Source organism: Mesorhizobium sp. EU05-FHT14A09 (assembly GCF_058790995.1).
Map to the genome: position 1 here is coordinate 1435051 of NZ_JBYTDF010000001.1, position 15509 is coordinate 1450559.

The 15509-nt window shown below is 61.4% G+C and carries 12 protein-coding genes; 8 read left to right on the top strand and 4 right to left on the bottom strand.

Annotated elements, in window-relative coordinates; all coding sequences use genetic code 11:
- Positions 1–59: 59 nt before the first annotated feature.
- From AC3WTO_RS06825 to gltX, 4 genes are all read left to right on the top strand, one after another.
- Complete coding sequence (locus AC3WTO_RS06825; RefSeq protein ID WP_492459888.1) at positions 60–1736, top strand: NAD+ synthase; 1677 nt, start codon at positions 60–62, stop codon at positions 1734–1736.
- Positions 1737–1738: 2 nt separating this feature from the next.
- Positions 1739–2161: a GNAT family N-acetyltransferase gene (locus AC3WTO_RS06830; protein WP_492459889.1), complete on the top strand. Its 423-nt coding sequence runs from the start codon at positions 1739–1741 to the stop codon at positions 2159–2161.
- Positions 2162–2495: 334 nt separating this feature from the next.
- On the top strand, positions 2496–4298 hold the full coding sequence (locus AC3WTO_RS06835) for an ABC transporter ATP-binding protein (protein WP_492459890.1): 1803 nt from the start codon (positions 2496–2498) through the stop codon (positions 4296–4298).
- Positions 4299–4440: 142 nt separating this feature from the next.
- Positions 4441–5814 (top strand): glutamate--tRNA ligase, encoded by a 1374-nt coding sequence (gene gltX / locus AC3WTO_RS06840; RefSeq protein ID WP_492459891.1) that lies wholly within the window; start codon positions 4441–4443, stop codon positions 5812–5814.
- Here the strand turns inward: gltX and AC3WTO_RS06845 are convergent.
- The 3 genes from AC3WTO_RS06845 to AC3WTO_RS06855 form a co-directional block, all read right to left on the bottom strand.
- Positions 5732–6826: a DUF2865 domain-containing protein gene (locus AC3WTO_RS06845; RefSeq protein WP_492459892.1), complete on the bottom strand. Its 1095-nt coding sequence runs from the start codon at positions 6824–6826 to the stop codon at positions 5732–5734. The two genes, gltX and AC3WTO_RS06845, sit on opposite strands and share 83 nt — an antisense overlap.
- Positions 6827–6894: 68 nt before the next feature.
- Positions 6895–9225: an NADP-dependent malic enzyme gene (locus AC3WTO_RS06850; protein WP_492459893.1), complete on the bottom strand. Its 2331-nt coding sequence runs from the start codon at positions 9223–9225 to the stop codon at positions 6895–6897.
- Between the two features lie 158 nt (positions 9226–9383).
- Complete coding sequence (locus tag AC3WTO_RS06855; RefSeq protein WP_492459894.1) at positions 9384–10163, bottom strand: SDR family oxidoreductase; 780 nt, start codon at positions 10161–10163, stop codon at positions 9384–9386.
- A gap of 112 nt (positions 10164–10275) precedes the next feature.
- Between AC3WTO_RS06855 and AC3WTO_RS06860 the strand changes: the two genes are divergently transcribed.
- Together AC3WTO_RS06860 and AC3WTO_RS06865 are read left to right on the top strand one after the other, a co-directional pair.
- On the top strand, positions 10276–11112 hold the full coding sequence (locus AC3WTO_RS06860; RefSeq protein WP_492459895.1) for a UDP-2,3-diacylglucosamine diphosphatase: 837 nt from the start codon (positions 10276–10278) through the stop codon (positions 11110–11112).
- A 146-nt stretch (positions 11113–11258) separates the two neighbouring features.
- The gene (locus tag AC3WTO_RS06865; protein WP_492459896.1) at positions 11259–12473 is read left to right on the top strand and encodes an MFS transporter; all 1215 of its coding nucleotides are present in this window, start codon (positions 11259–11261) and stop codon (positions 12471–12473) included.
- Here the strand turns inward: AC3WTO_RS06865 and dgcA are convergent.
- A complete protein-coding gene (dgcA, locus tag AC3WTO_RS06870; protein WP_492459897.1) occupies positions 12444–13424 on the bottom strand; it encodes an N-acetyl-D-Glu racemase DgcA in 981 nt (326 codons plus the stop codon). The two genes, AC3WTO_RS06865 and dgcA, sit on opposite strands and share 30 nt — an antisense overlap.
- A 78-nt stretch (positions 13425–13502) precedes the next feature.
- Between dgcA and AC3WTO_RS06875 the strand changes: the two genes are divergently transcribed.
- On the top strand, positions 13503–14687 hold the full coding sequence (locus AC3WTO_RS06875; RefSeq protein WP_492459898.1) for an ABC transporter permease: 1185 nt from the start codon (positions 13503–13505) through the stop codon (positions 14685–14687).
- 1 nt (position 14688) lies between these two features.
- A complete protein-coding gene (locus tag AC3WTO_RS06880) occupies positions 14689–15507 on the top strand; it encodes an ABC transporter ATP-binding protein (protein WP_492459899.1) in 819 nt (272 codons plus the stop codon).
- Positions 15508–15509: the final 2 nt, after the last annotated feature.

Below are 15509 nucleotides of genomic sequence, written 5' to 3' on the forward strand. Positions count from 1 at the left end.
ACAAGCGGTCTCCTGCCTTGTCCGTTGCAGGCGCAAGGTTGCCACGCTAAACCCTTGTCATGACCAAGATCGCTCCAGATACGCTTCGCATCGCCGTTGCCCAGTTGAATCCGACCGTCGGCGACATCGCCGGCAATCTCGCCAAGGCCCGCGAGGCGAGGGCGGATGCGGCTCGTCAGGGCGCTGACCTTGTCCTGTTCACGGAACTCTTCATCTCCGGTTATCCGCCAGAGGATCTGGTGCTTAAGCCCGCTTTCCTGGAAGCCTGCCTCAAGGCGGTCGAAGAGTTGGCGCGCGAAACCGCCGACGGTGGTCCCGGCATCATCATCGGATTTCCGCGGCAGGGTGAAAAAGGCAAGCACAATTCGGTGGCTGTGCTTGACGGTGGCAAAATCCTTTCGACCCGCGATAAGGTTGACCTGCCAAACTACGGCGAGTTCGACGAGAAGCGTGTGTTCTCGGAAGGCACGATCTCAGGCCCGACCAATTTCCGCGGCGTGCGCATCGGCATCCCGATCTGCGAGGAGATCTGGAACGACCTCGGCATCTGCGAAACGCTGGCCGAGAGCGGCGCGGAATTGCTGCTGGTGCCGAATGGCTCGCCCTACTATCGCGGCAAACTCGATGTGCGGCACCAGGTGGTGCTGCGTCAGATCATCGAAAGTGGCCTTCCCCTCCTGTTCGCCAACCAGATCGGCGGGCAGGACGAACTCGTATTCGACGGCGCGAGTTTCGCCTTCAATGCCGACAAGACGCTTGCTTTCCAGATGAGCCAGTTCGAGGAGACGCTTGCCGTCACCGAATGGAAGCGCACTGCCGATGGCTGGATGTGCGCCGAAGGGCCAATGTCGAAAATCCCCGACCAGGAGGAGGCCGACTACCGGGCCTGCATGCTGGGGCTGCGTGATTACGTCAACAAGAACGGCTTCAAGAATGTTGTCCTGGGGCTTTCCGGCGGCATCGATTCCGCCATCTGCGCTGCCCTTGCCGTCGATGCTCTGGGTGAGGAGCGGCTGCGCGCGGTGATGATGCCCTATCGCTATACCTCGAAGGATTCCTTGAAGGATGCCGAGGACTGTGCCCGTGCACTTGGCTGCCGCTACGATATCGTACCGATCTTCGAGCCGGTCGACGGGTTTTCGCATGCGCTGACGCAACTCTTCGAGGGCACGAAGGAAGGCATTACCGAAGAGAACCTGCAGAGCCGCGCCCGCGGCACCATCCTGATGGCGATTTCCAACAAGTTCGGCTCGATGGTCGTCACCACCGGCAACAAGTCGGAGATGTCGGTCGGCTACGCCACGCTTTACGGCGACATGAACGGCGGCTTCAACCCGATCAAGGATCTGTACAAGATGCAGGTCTATGCATTGTCGCGCTGGCGCAACACGCATGTGCCGCCGGGAGCGCTGGGCCCGTCGGGTGAAGTCATACCGAAGAACATCATCGACAAGGCACCGTCGGCCGAGCTGCGTCCGAACCAGACCGACCAGGACTCGCTGCCGCCGTATCCGGTTCTCGACGACATCCTGGAATGCCTGGTCGAGAATGAGATGGGCGTGGACGATATCGTCAAGCGTGGCCACGATCGCGCCACTGTCGAGCGGATCGAACATCTTCTCTATATTGCCGAATACAAGCGACGGCAGGCCGCGCCGGGCGTGAAGATCACCAAGAAGAATTTCGGCCGCGATCGCCGCTACCCGATCACCAACCGCTTCCGCGACCGGGCCTGAGCGTGGCCGAAGTCGAAATTTCCTTCGATCCCGCGCGCATCGATTTCGCTGCGACCTCAGGCGTCATCAAGGACAGCTATTGGGGCGCACAGCGCAGCGACGATATTCATCGCCGCGCCTTCGACAATTCGCTCTGTGTCGCGGCTTTCCTGGACGGCCAGCAGGTGGGATTTGCCCGTGTCATCACCGACTACGCGTGTTTTGCCTATCTTTGTGATGTCATCGTGTGGCCGGATCGGCGCGGTGCCGGCATCGGCAAGAAGCTGATCGGCGCACTGCTCGATCATCCCGACCTTGCCACGGTCAGTGGCTGGAGCCTGCGCACCGCCGACGCACATTCGCTCTACACCGGTTTCGGCTTCCAGGTCGCAGCCGACGGCAAGACGATGCATCTCAGGCGCAACGCTCCGAGTGTTGCAGCATAGCCTCACCGGTTATGCCAAGGCATTTTTGTGACAAAGCCGGGGTTGGCGCGGCAAAATGCCTCTCCTATAAGGTTTTCATCCGCGATTCCCTAACCGGGAGGGTACGAATGATGGCATTTGATAAATCTATACGAGGTCGCGAAGCTTAGGTCTTCGAGGCGTTTCCTGCGGGAACACGCCATCGCAGAATAGGCTTTGGAATTCCTCGACCACCGCCCGTCTCGGGTCGGTCAGATCCATTTTCGCATCCGCATTCTTGACGGGCCTCCGGGCCTCGACGCGGTGTTTTCTTTACACTTTTTCGGGATCAGGCACGATCGTGCCTGCAAACATCATGACTCGTTTCAAGATCGATTTGCGCGCTGGCGCATTCGGCTCCGTTCTCGGCTTCACTCTGGTTCACTGGCGGCGCCAGCCGCTCAGGGTGCTGTTCATCATGCTGATGATTTTACTCTCGACGATGGCCGACGTGCTGACGCCGCTCTATTCCGGCCGTCTTGTCGACGCTGTGGCTTCGGGTGCCGCATCGAGCGAGGAGGCGTGGAATGCCGCCATCGCCGCCTTCGTTGCACTGATCGGATTGGCGTTGTCTTCGGTTATTTTCCGCAATTTCGGTTTCTATGCCATTGTCGAACTGACATTGAAGATGATGTCGGACATCTGTGCCGATGCATTTCACCGCGTTCAGCGCTTTTCGACCGACTGGCACGCCAATTCATTTGCCGGCTCAACAGTGCGCAAGGTCACCCGCGGTATGTGGGCGCTCGACCTGTTGAACGACACGATCCTGATCGCGCTGTTCCCATCCGTGGTCATGCTCGTGGGCTCGACCGTCCTGCTTGGCTGGTATTGGCCGATGATGGGCTTGGTCGTGGCGATCGGGTCGTTCGTCTTCATTGCCGTTACAGCGGTGCTGTCGCTTGCCTATGTCGCGCCGGCTGCAAGGCTCGCCAATTCATGGGATACGCGGCTTGGCGGCGCGCTTGCGGATGCGGTGAGCTGCAATGCGGTGGTGAAAGGTTTCGGCGCCGAGGCGCGGGAAGAACAGCGGCTGACCGAGGTCGTCACCAAGTGGCATCACCGGACCGGGCGCACCTGGAACCGAGGCACGGTCAACGGAACCACCCAGGGTGTGATGTTGCTGTTCCTGCGCATGGCGGTCATCGGTGTCGTGTTGTTGCTGTGGCTGCGCGGACAGGCGTCTGCTGGCGATGTCGCCTTCGTGCTGACGTCCTTCTTCGTTCTGCAGGGCTATCTGCGTGACATCGGTATGCATATCCGCAATCTGCAGCGCTCGATCAACGACATGGAGGAACTGGTCGATTTTCAGGCGCAACCGCTCGGCATCGAGGATGCGCCGGGAGCCGAGCCGTCCCGCATCAGCGACGGCGGCATCGTCTTCGATCATGTCACCTTCCACTACGGCAGCCATCGTGATCCGCTTTACCGCGACTTCTCGGTAGCGATAGAGCCAGGCGAGCGCGTGGGCCTCGTCGGTCACTCCGGTTCGGGCAAGACAACTTTCGTCAAGCTGATCCAGAGGCTTTACGACATCAGCGGTGGCCGCATCCTGATCGATGGTCAGGACATCTCTCAGGTGACGCAGTCATCGCTGCGCCAGCAGATCGCCATCGTCCAGCAGGAGCCGATCCTGTTCCATCGCTCGCTTGCCGAGAACATCGCTTATGCGAGGCCGGACGCCACTCAGGCCGAGGTCGAGGAAGCAGCACGCCTTGCGAGTGCGCATGACTTCATCACCCGGCTGCCCAAGGGCTATGGCACGCTGGTCGGTGAGCGTGGCGTGAAGCTGTCCGGTGGCGAGCGTCAGCGTGTGGCGATTGCCCGCGCTTTCCTGGCGGATGCACCGATCCTGATCCTGGACGAGGCGACGTCGAGCCTCGATTCGGAATCGGAGGTGTTGATCCAGCAGGCGATGGAACGGCTGATGGTCGGCCGCACAACGCTGGTCATCGCTCACCGCTTGTCGACGGTGAGGGCGCTCGACCGCCTGCTGGTCTTCGATCGCGGCAAGATCGTCGAGGAAGGCTCGCATGAGGAGCTGATCCGCCTGAGCGGCGGCATCTACCGCCGGCTGTTCGAACGGCAGGCGCTGGAATTGACCAAGGGGCTTGTTTGACCCCTGGCGGAACAAAGGGAGGCGGGCCGCATCGCGCGGTGTGGTCCGCTTTTTTTGAGTGAAAGGCGTTGCCCTATTTCCGGCCGATCCGGCCTTTAAGGCGATCCTTGCCAAGGTTCAACGCATCCGCTACGCCCCATTCATGACAGTCACCGTCCGTTTCGCTCCATCGCCCACCGGCCGTATTCACATCGGCAACGCGCGCACCGCGCTTTTCAACTGGCTGTTTGCGCAAAAGCACAAAGGCCGCTTCATCCAGCGTTTCGACGACACCGACACGCTGCGTTCGAAGCAGGAATATGCCGATTCCATCCTTTATGACCTGCATTGGCTGGGTATCTTCCCGGATGCGACCGACTATCAGTCACGGCGGGTGCACATCTATGATGCCGCGGTCGAGCGCCTGAAGCAGGCCGGGGTGCTTTATCCCTGCTATGAAACCCCGGAAGAATTGGACCTGCGGCGCAAGATCCGGCGCACGCGTGGCTTGCCACCTGTCTACGGGCGGGAGGCTTTGACCCTGACAGCCAAGCAGCTCGCCGACCTCGAGGCCGACGGCCGTCGACCGCACTGGCGGTTCCTGCTGCCCAATTTCAAGAGCGACCCTCAGGAACCGGAACGCACCGACATTCACTGGAACGACCTCGTGCGCGGCGAGGAGACGGTCGACCTGGCGTCGGTGTCCGATCCTGTTCTGGTGCGCGAGGATGGTACCTATCTCTACACGCTGCCATCCGTGGTCGACGACGTCGAGATGGGGATCAGCCACGTCATCCGCGGCGACGATCACGTCACGAACACCGGGGTGCAGATTGCCTTGTTCAAGGCGCTCGGCGCCGCTGCCCCCGTGTTCGGCCACCACAATCTGTTGACCACCACGACGGGCGAGGGGCTCTCCAAGCGAACCGGCTCGCTTTCGATAGAAGGTCTGCGCTCGGATGGCATCGAGCCCATGGCGGTGGCTTCGCTCGCCGTCCTGATCGGCACGTCCGAGAACGTCCAGCCGATGCAGACCATGAACGAGCTGGCCACGCATTTCGACCCGGCCGCGACATCCAAATCCGCCGCCAAGTTCGATCCTGAAGAATTGGTCGTGCTGAACCGCGGCCTGATGCATACGCTGTCTTTTGCCGATGCGCGCGACCGTCTTGCGGTGCTTGGTGTATCCGGCGACCAGGCCGAACAGTTCTGGAACATCGTGCGCGGCAATCTCGATCGATTGAGCGATGCCGTCTCCTGGTGGCGTATCGTTCAGGACGGTCCGCTCGATAAACCCGAATTCGAAGCTGAAGAATTGCAGTTTGTGCGCGACGCGTTCGATCTCCTGCCCGAAGAGCCGTGGACGGCGTCGGTGTGGAAGGAATGGACCGCCAGCGTCAAGGATGCCAGCGGTCGCAAAGGCAAGGCATTGTTTCTGCCGCTCAGACTGGCGCTTACCGGACTTGTTTCTGGGCCGGAGCTTGCAGATCTATTGCCGCTTCTGGGGCGGGAAGGAACGTTGGCCCGACGACCCTGATTTTTCGCTGCTCCGGCGGCAGCGCGGAGACAGGCGAGACATCGGGTTTCTTCACCATTTGGCGCATTGTCGCTATATCGAAGCGCCCAGCCGTGTTGGCCTGGGTTTCAGGGTCCTCAGCAGGATCCGGCTTGTCTGCCGGTGTTGGCAGGAAAGCCGTGCCGGCATCGGGTTCAGGCTGTGCGACCGGCGGATTGCCGCCGATGATCGTGAAATTCCGCTGAGCATTGCAGCCGCAGCCCTGCGGCAGCGGGTGGTCGGGACTTTTGTAGAGAAAAGCCGCCGGAAGTTCGGAATACGGCCGTCCAGTTCTCGATGAAGTCATCGCTGCCGGATCGCCAGCGAGGCCGCGCGAATAAAAGACCTGCATTTCCGTGCCGGGGCAGCCCGCTTCACAGCGGCCCTGGTCGCGCTGGAAGTCACCGACAGCAGCGGCATTCGACATGGGGAAGAAATAACCGTCACAGATGCGTACGCACATCGTGCGGAATTGGCCCGATGGCGAGGGAACAAAAGCTGCATCGAGTGTTGCTTCTTCCTCTGCCCCGTTGCCCGCTTCGTCGGCTGCCTGCACGCGCTTCTCGGCAGCCGGCTTGCTGTCGCATTCGTTGGTTTCGAGCGCCGCCAGCAGGCGGCCGCGGTCGCGACGTGGGGAGCTGTTCCCCATTCCAGCGCGTTTGCGCTGAAGCTTGTCGAGATTGGTGTTCATCCTGTCGATGGCCGCATTCAGCGCAGCGCACTGACTGATACTTCCGCCGAACAGCGAAAAACCGCAGCCGGCGTCGCGTGCCTGCGCGCGCGCCTTGGCCAATTCGGTGTTCTGGCGAGCAATCGCGCCGTCGTAGCGGCGTTGCTGGCCAACACCACCGCCTTTCTGCAGCGAAGCGAGTTCCGCCCGCAACTGGCGGCAGATACGCGAGGCCGCTTCGGCCTGGTTCAGGGAACAAAAAAGCAGCGTGGTGACGCAAATCAGCGTCCACGCAAACGCCAGACTTCGATCCGCCCCGGTCATCAGCCTCATTGCCCGCCTGTGTCGGGCAATGAAAATAGGGCTGGCCGGTTAAGCTTCTGTTGAGCCTGTCATCCCTTGGGCGCGTGCAGCGCCGCCTGGGCCTTGTGTGATGCCTCGACAACAGCCAGTGCAGTCATGTTGACGACGCCGCGCGACGTCACCGACGGTGTCAGGATATGCGCCGGCTTGTCGGTGCCGAGCAGGATCGGGCCGACATGCAGCGCATCCAGCATGGTCCTCAGTGCCGTCAGCGTGATGTTGGCGGCATCGAGGCTCGGGAAGACCAGCAGATTGGCTTCGCCCTTCAGCCGCGAATGCGGATACACGCGCTGGCGCAGATGCTCTGACAGAGCCGAGTCCGCATGCATTTCACCGTCGCATTCCAGCTCGGGCGCCACGCGCGCAAGAATGTCGGCGGCCTTGCGCATCTTGAGGGCGCTCGGAGCATCGCGCGAGCCGAAATCCGACAATGAGAGCAGGGCGGCCTTCGGCTCGATGCCGAAGCGACGGATTTCCTCGGCGGCCAGGATCGTCATCTCGGCGATCTCTTCTGCGCTTGGATCGATCGTGACGTAGGTGTCGGTGAGGAACAGGACGCCGCGCTGCGAGATCAGCATGGAAAGCGTGGACAGGTCGTGATCTGTAATGCCTGGCCGCGGCCCGATGACGAGGGAGACGTTGCGCAGGTGACGTGCGAAACGGCCCTCGAGACCGCAGATCATGGCATCGGCATCGCCGCGTTTCACGGCAAGGGCGGCAATCACCGTATTGTCGGTACGCACCATGGTGCGCGCCGCCTCGGGCGTGACACCGCGGCGGCCGCCGAGTTCGATCAGCAGGTCGACATAGTGGCGATAGCGCGGATCTTCTTCCGGATTGATCAGTCCGAAGTCGACGCCAGGCTTGATGCGCAGGCCGTAACGTTTGAGGCGAACCTCGATGACATGCGGGCGGCCGATCAGGATCGGTTCGGCGATGCCTTCCTCGAGCACCACCTGCGCGGCACGCAGCACGCGCTCGTCCTCGCCGTCGGCATAGATGACGCGCTTGGCGCTGGAGCTGCGGGCGGTGGAGAAGACCGGCTTCATGACGAGGCCGGAGCGGAAGACGAAGCGGTTCAGCTTGTCGAGATAAACCGCCATGTCGGCGATCGGGCGTGTCGCCACGTCGGTATCGCATGCAGCCTTGGCAACAGCCGGCGCGATGCGCAGGATCAAGCGCGGGTCGAAAGGCGACGGGATCAGGAAATCCGGGCCGAAGATCGGCGTTTCGCCCGAATAGGCCCGCGCCGCGACGTCCGAAGGCTCCTCGCGCGCGAGCGCGGCAATGGCGCGCACGGCCGCCATCTTCATTTCTTCGTTGATGGCGCTGGCGCCGCAATCCAGCGCGCCCCGGAAGATGTAGGGGAAGCAGATGACGTTGTTGACCTGGTTGGGGAAGTCCGAGCGGCCGGTGCAGATCATGGCGTCGGGACGGGCTGCGCGCGCAACCTCAGGCATGATCTCCGGCGTCGGATTGGCCAGCGCAAGGATCAAAGGTTTCTCGGCCATCCCTTGCAGCAGTTCGGGTTTCAACACACCGGCCGCGGACAATCCCAGGAAAACGTCGGCGCCGGGAATGACGTCGGCCAGGGTACGGGCCTCGGTGTCCTTGACGTAAGGATCCTTCCAGCGGTCCATTTCTTCGACGCGGCCCTTGTGGGCGACGCCGAAGCGATCGGTGACCCAGATGTTCTCGATCCTGGCGCCGAGCGAAACCAGCAGGTTGAGGCAGGCGAGAGCCGCGGCGCCAGCCCCCGAGGTCACGATCTTGACGTCCTCGATCTTCTTCCCGGCCAGTTCCAGCCCGTTGAGCACCGCGGCTGCAACGATGATGGCGGTACCGTGCTGGTCGTCATGGAAAACCGGGATGCCCATGCGGGCCTTCAGCTGCTCCTCGACCTCGAAGCATTCGGGCGCCTTGATGTCCTCCAGATTGATGCCGCCGAAGGTCGGCTCCAGCGCTGCAACCGTCTCGACCATACGACCGATCTCCGGCGCGTCGATTTCGATGTCGAAGACGTCGATGCCGGCGAATTTCTTGAACAGGACAGCCTTGCCTTCCATCACAGGCTTGGAGGCAAGCGGGCCGATATTGCCGAGCCCGAGCACGGCCGAGCCATTCGAGATCACCGCGACCAGATTGGCGCGTGCCGTGTAGTCGGCGGCTGTCGCGGGATCATCCTTGATGGCAAGGCAGGGGGCGGCGACGCCGGGAGAATAGGCAAGCGCCAGGTCTCGCTGGTTGCCGAGCGGCTTGGTCGCCTGAATCTCCAGCTTTCCGGGAATAGGATACTTGTGGAAGAAGAGCGCGGCCTCATCCAGATCCGAACGTGCCGTCTTGCTCTTGTCGCCTGCCATGCTTTCCGGACTCCTGTTGCGTTCTCCCTTTTAGCACGCAGCAGCGTTTTTTCGAGGCGCGATGTAACGCCGCTCCGTGTTTTTCAAAGCGATGAAAAATTGTCGCAGATCAAGGCGTTAGAAACGAAAGCTGCGGAAGGCACCGCAACTTTCGCAGTCTAGAAGGCACTGACGTAGAGCCCGCCATCGACGGGAATGTTCTGCCCGGTCAGATAGCCAGCATGGACAGAGCACAGGAAAGCGCAGATCTGGCCAAACTCCTCCGGCGTTCCCAGCCGCTTGGCGGGGATATCGGCGGCAAGACGCGCCTTGCGTTCCCTGGCCGCTTCCGCCGTCTCGACCGAGCCCGGTTCGTGGGGCCCGCGCAGGCGATCGGTGTCCAGCTTGCCGGGCAGCATGTTGTTGATGGTGACATTGCGGTCGATCACCGTACGGCCGACACCGGCAAGGAAAGAGGTCAGCCCAGCGCGGGCGCCGGAAGAAAGGTCGAGGCCGGGGATGGACACATAGACGGAGAGCGAGGTGATGTTGACGATGCGTCCGAAGCCGCGTGCCGCCATCCCGTCGATCACCGCCTTCACCAGTTCGATCGGCGTGACCATGTTGTTGGTGACCCCCTCCAGGATCTTTTCGCGATCCAGCTCGCGGAAATCGCGATAGGGCGGCCCACCATTGTTGTTGACGAGGATGTCCGGATCCGGACAGGCGGCAAGCAGGGCCTTCTGCACTTCAGGCTTTGACACATCGCCGATGACCTCGACGACGCGCACGCCGAATCGCTCACGGATATCCGCCGCGGCTTTCGCCAGCAGCACGGGATCGCGGCCGTTGATGACCAGGTCACAGCCGGCCTCGGCCAGCGCGATCGCACAACCGCGCCCCAGTCCCTTGCTCGATGCGCAGACGATCGCCTTCTTGCCGCGAATGCCGAGATCCATGTCCGAAACCTCCGATTAGATACCCAAGGCTAGCGAAAGGACTGGCCTAATCGCAACCGTCATACGGTTGTTGCATGAATCGATGATAGCCAGCGCGAAAGGTGAGATCGCGATGTCCAGCGCCAAACCACGCATGTTTCGCTCTATCTTCATCTCGGATGTGCATCTGGGATCGAAGGCGGCCAAGGCAGAGTTTCTGATCGATTTCCTGCGTCACCACGATGCCGATACGATCTTCCTTGTCGGCGATATCGTAGACGGCTGGCGCTTGCGACGCAGCTGGCATTGGCCACAGGCTCATAACGATGTCGTGCAGAAACTGCTGCGCAAGGCGCGCAAGGGCGCATCGATCACCTACATCGCAGGCAATCATGATGAATTCGCGCGCCAGTTCCAGGGCGTGCACTTCGGCGGCATCGTAGTGGCCGACCGCGCCATCCACGAAACGGCGGACGGCCGTCGTATGCTCGTGATCCATGGCGATCAGTTCGACACGGTCGTGCACAACGCGCGCTGGCTCGCCTATTTCGGCGATTATGCCTATGACGCAGCTATGCTGATCAACCGCGGGGTCACGCGCTTCCGCAAGGTCTTCGGCATGCCTTACTGGTCGTTTTCGTCCTGGGCAAAGGTCAAGGTGAAGAAGGCGGTGAATTTCATCGGTTCTTTCCAGAATGTGCTGACCGAGGAAGCGCGGCGGTCCGAGGTTGACGGCGTTATCTGCGGGCACATCCATCATGCCGCCATCGAAACCGTCGACAGCGTTCAGTACATCAACACCGGCGACTGGGTGGAAAGCTGCACTGCGGTGGTCGAGCATTTCGATGGTCGTTTCGAGATATTGCATTGGGCGCATGTCATGCCTGAAGCGCCGTCGATGGAACCGGTACTGGTGCCGGTGACCTTTGATGTCTTGCCGACCAAGGTCAGGGCTGCGGAAGCCGCTTGAGCGATTGGCCATTTCTGCACGTCGCCAACGCAGTCAATATTTGATGTAAATCGATTAGGCCAACCTGTTTCTGGCAGCTGGCAGGCATGATAGAGCAGGGCAACTCACCGGCCATTTTGCCGGTGGCCCTTGCCGATTGCCCTTTTATGTCTCTGCCTCCGCTTTCACCAGAACAGCAGATCAAGCCGCGCAACTATGAACTGCGCATGGCGCTGGTTTTCTTCACGGTTCTGGTGCCGAGCGGCATTTATCTGCCTTATTTTCCGCTCTGGCTGGAGGCACACGGCTTCAGCCCGGAAAAGATCGCCGTCATCCTCTCCGCGCCGATGTTCCTGCGCGTGGCAACGACTCCGCTGTTCACATCTCTGGCCGACAAGGCGAGCGACCGCGTCAACGTCTACCTGACGCTCGCCGTTGCATCGGTTGTGGTCTCGGCGGGCTACTTCCTGCCTCCGAGCTATGCAATCGTGCTGGCGGTTTCGCTGGTTCTGGCCGTCGTCTGGACACCGCATTCACCGATCGCCGATTCGCTCGCGCTGTCCGGTGTACGCCGCTTTGGTGCCAATTATCCGCGCATGCGGATCTGGGGATCGATCTCCTATCTCTGCGCCAATCTGGTCGGCGGCTTCATCCTGACCTCGACCGGGGCAGGTGCGGTGCCGATCATGCTGTTCGTGTCGTTCCTGGCTATTGTCGCAGTTGGCTTGATGGCACCTCGCATGGGGAGGCCGAGGCGGGCATCACCGCTCTCAGCGACCGATCTACAGCAGGCTGTCCCCAGCCTGCGCAACCCGTATTTCCTTTACTTCGCCACGGGCGCCGGCGTCCTGGTCGGCAGCCACGGCTTTCTCTACGGATTTTCTTCCATCTATTGGAAATCGTTGGGAATCAGCGATTCCGTCGTCGGCTTTCTGTGGGCCTTCGGCGTGGTCTGCGAAGTCGGCATGTTCATGGCTTTCAACCGGCTGTTCAGTCAGGTCCCCGTGGCACGTGTGATGATATTGGCTGCCTTCGGTGCAATCATTCGCTGGATCGCTTTTCCGCTGATCTGGCCGCTCGGTCTCGGTGTGCCGGGTTTCTTCGGTCTGCAGGCGCTGCACGCCATCTCGACGGCACTGGTCCTGATCGGACTGCAGAAGATGATCGGCGAAACCGTGGCCGAGGAACGCACCGGCGCGGCGCAGGGCATCGCGTTTTTTGCCAACGGCTTTGCCATGGCCGCAGTCACGCTCGCTTCTGGCCCGCTTTACCAGAGTTTCGGAGTGGAAGGCTTCTACGCCATGGTGCCTGTGGCGCTGCTGGGGCTTGCGCTTGTCCTGCTTGCGGCCCGTTCAGCCCCACAACGCACCGGCAGGCGGTGAAACCAGCGATCCGTCGTAGACAAGGCCGGGTTCCCGATCCCGGGCAAGCAGCAACGGGCCATCGAGATCGACATAGTCCGCGCCTTGCGCCAGAAGTACAGCCGGCGCCATGGCCAGTGACGTGCCGACCATGCAGCCGACCATGATGCCGAGGCCTGCATTGCGCGCCCGGTCGCGCAGCTCGATCGCCTCGGTCAGGCCACCGGCCTTGTCCAGCTTGATGTTGACGGCATCGTAGAGGCCGATCAGTGCGTCGATGTCCTTGGCCTCATGAACGCTTTCATCGGCGCAGATCGGGATCGAACGCGCAATATGCCTGAGCTTGTCGTCGCGGCCTGCGGGCAACGGCTGCTCGATCAACGCAACGCCAAGTGCGGCAGCAGCTGCGATGTTTTCCGCGACATTGTCGTCGGTCCAGCCTTCATTGGCGTCCAGGATCAGTCTGCTTTTGGGCGCGGCTTCACGAACGGCGCGAATGCGCGCGGCATCGTTCTCTCCGCCAAGCTTGACCTTGAGCAATGGCCGCGTCGCATTGGCGCGGGCCTGCGTGCCCATCGCCTCGGGTTCTGCGAGTGACAGGGTATAGGCGGTTTCAAGCGGCGCGGGCGCGATTCGAAGCATTCCCGCGACCGGGATGCCTGTCATCTTGGCTTCGAGGTCCCACAACGCACAGTCGATGGCATTGCGCGCGGCGCCGGCCGGCATCGCGGTCTGCAACTGTTCGCGGTCCAGGCCGGCTTCGAGTGCTTTGCGCATCGCTTCGATGGCCGCCAGAACGCCTTCGACGGTCTCGCCATAACGCCGGTAAGGCACGCATTCACCACGCCCTGTATGGCTCCCGTCGCGGATCGTGCAGGTGATGACCTCAGCTTCCGTCTTGGAGCCGCGCGCGATGGTGAAGACCCCGGCGATGGGAAAACGTTCGGCATTGACCGAAATGACACGCGCCATGTTTTTCTGCTCCGGTAATACTGGCGTAATGCCGCCGGTAAATCGACAGGTCAGTCCCGTCGAGCTAAACAGGATGGCATGTTGACGATCCGCAAACGCGACGCAAGCGACAACGCCGCCACGGCGAGCGTTGAGCCGCGCGTTGTCGTCAGTGATGGCGATGGAACGCTGGGATGCGCCTTCCATGGCAATTGGACGACACGCCGTGTCGCGCAGATCGATGCCGAGATGCGTCAACTGGAAAAGAGAAACGATTTCAAATCCTTGTCACTCGATTTCTCAGGTATCGAGCGCATGGATACGGCCGGCGCATGGCTGATCGCGCGGCTGATCAATGCGCACGAGACGCGCGGCGTCCAGATCGAGCAGATCGGGCAGGATGCGACGGTCAGGACACTGATCGATGCCGTCTGCGAAGCCGTGGGTAGGGCCGAACTCGGCAAAGCGATTCCTCAGCCCAACTTCGTCATTCGCGCCCTTGAGTTGATCGGGCGCCGTGTCTGCGAGGCTGGAGACGATTTCCTGGCAGGAATGAACATCCTTGGTGCCACGATCCGTGGTGCCCAGATGAAGCTCGGTCGTGGGCACGCAGTAAATCCAGCAGCGATCTTCAATCAGCTGGACCGCATGGGTGTCGGCGCGGTGCCGGTCGTGCTTTTGATGTCGACCATTGTCGGCGCCATCGTGGCCCAGCAGGGTGCCTACCAGTTGCGCTACTTCGGTGCCGATATCTTTGTCGTGGACCTGGTCGGCGTGCTCGTTCTGCGTGAACTCGGCGTGCTGATGACGGCCATCATGATCGCCGGCCGTTCGGGCAGTGCAATTACCGCGGAAATCGGCTCGATGAAAATGCGCGAGGAAGTCGACGCCTTGAAGGTCATCGGCCTCAACCCGATCGGCGTTCTGGTGTTCCCGCGTCTCGTGGCCTTGGTCATCGGCTTGCCATGCCTCACCGTGCTGGCCAACTTCGCCGCACTTGGCGGTGGCATCTTTGCGGCTTGGGCCTATTCCGACATTCCTCCGGCCGCCTTCATCGACCGGCTCAAGGTTGCCATCGATCTCAGCACGATCTTCGCCGGCCTGATCAAGGCGCCATTCATGGCCATCATTATCGGAACCATCGCTTCCGTTGAGGGGTTGAAGGTTGGCGGCAGTGCCGAATCGCTTGGCCTGCACGTCACGCAGTCGGTGGTGAAATCCATCTTCGTCGTCATCATCCTGGACGGGCTCTTCGCCCTGTTCTACGCGTCGATCAGTTTCTGACATGGCAATCGTCGAACAACACGCTGAGCATACCGATCATGAGCGCGATGACGTCGTGCTGTCGGCGCGCGACATCAAGGTGGCGTTTGGCGAGACGGTGATCCTCGACGGCCTCGCGCTCGATATCCGGCGCGGTGAAATACTGGGATTCGTCGGCGCTTCGGGTGCCGGCAAGTCCGTTTTGCTGCGTACCGTTCTCGGGCTGGTGCACAAGCAGGCCGGCACGATCAAACTTTTCGGCATCGATGTCGACAAGGCCAGCGATTCAGAACGGCTGCGCATCGACATGCGACTCGGCGTGCTGTTTCAGCAGGGCGCGCTGTTTTCCGCACTGACGGTGATGGAAAACGTGCAGGTCCCGATGCGCGAATACCTGGATCTGCCGCGCAAGCTGATGGACGAACTGGCCATGCTCAAGATCGAGCTGGTTGGCCTGCCGCCCGATGCCGCGCGCAAATACCCGTCGGAACTGTCTGGCGGCATGATCAAACGCGCTGCGCTCGCCCGCGCGCTGGCGCTGGATCCCGAAATCGTCTTCCTCGACGAGCCGACATCCGGTCTCGACCCGATCAGTGCAGCCGAGTTCGATGAACTGGTGGTCAAGCTGCGCGATACGATGGATCTGACCGTCTACATGGTCACCCACGATCTCGATTCGCTTTTCACAGCCTGCGACCGCATTGCCGTGCTCGGCAAGAAACGGGTGCTGGTGCAGGGCACCGTCGAGGACATGCTGAAGAGCGAAGAGCCCTGGGTGAAGTCCTATTTCCGCGGAAAACGGGCACGGCAGCTTGATCTTGCAACACGCGCGCAGCCATAAGT

Bases quoted from the DNA above. Each gene is read 5' to 3' on its own strand.
- AC3WTO_RS06880 (WP_492459899.1), top strand. From the start codon at position 14,689: ATGGCAATCGTCGAACAACACGCTGAGCATACCGATCATGAGCGCGAT.
- gltX (WP_492459891.1), top strand. From the start codon at position 4,441: ATGACAGTCACCGTCCGTTTCGCTCCATCGCCCACCGGCCGTATTCAC.
- dgcA (WP_492459897.1), bottom strand. From the start codon at position 13,424: ATGGCGCGTGTCATTTCGGTCAATGCCGAACGTTTTCCCATCGCCGGG.
- AC3WTO_RS06860 (WP_492459895.1), top strand. From the start codon at position 10,276: ATGTCCAGCGCCAAACCACGCATGTTTCGCTCTATCTTCATCTCGGAT.
- AC3WTO_RS06855 (WP_492459894.1), bottom strand. From the start codon at position 10,163: ATGGATCTCGGCATTCGCGGCAAGAAGGCGATCGTCTGCGCATCGAGC.
- AC3WTO_RS06850 (WP_492459893.1), bottom strand. From the start codon at position 9,225: ATGGCAGGCGACAAGAGCAAGACGGCACGTTCGGATCTGGATGAGGCC.
- AC3WTO_RS06875 (WP_492459898.1), top strand. From the start codon at position 13,503: ATGTTGACGATCCGCAAACGCGACGCAAGCGACAACGCCGCCACGGCG.
- AC3WTO_RS06845 (WP_492459892.1), bottom strand. From the start codon at position 6,826: ATGACCGGGGCGGATCGAAGTCTGGCGTTTGCGTGGACGCTGATTTGC.
- AC3WTO_RS06835 (WP_492459890.1), top strand. From the start codon at position 2,496: ATGACTCGTTTCAAGATCGATTTGCGCGCTGGCGCATTCGGCTCCGTT.
- AC3WTO_RS06865 (WP_492459896.1), top strand. From the start codon at position 11,259: ATGTCTCTGCCTCCGCTTTCACCAGAACAGCAGATCAAGCCGCGCAAC.
- AC3WTO_RS06825 (WP_492459888.1), top strand. From the start codon at position 60: ATGACCAAGATCGCTCCAGATACGCTTCGCATCGCCGTTGCCCAGTTG.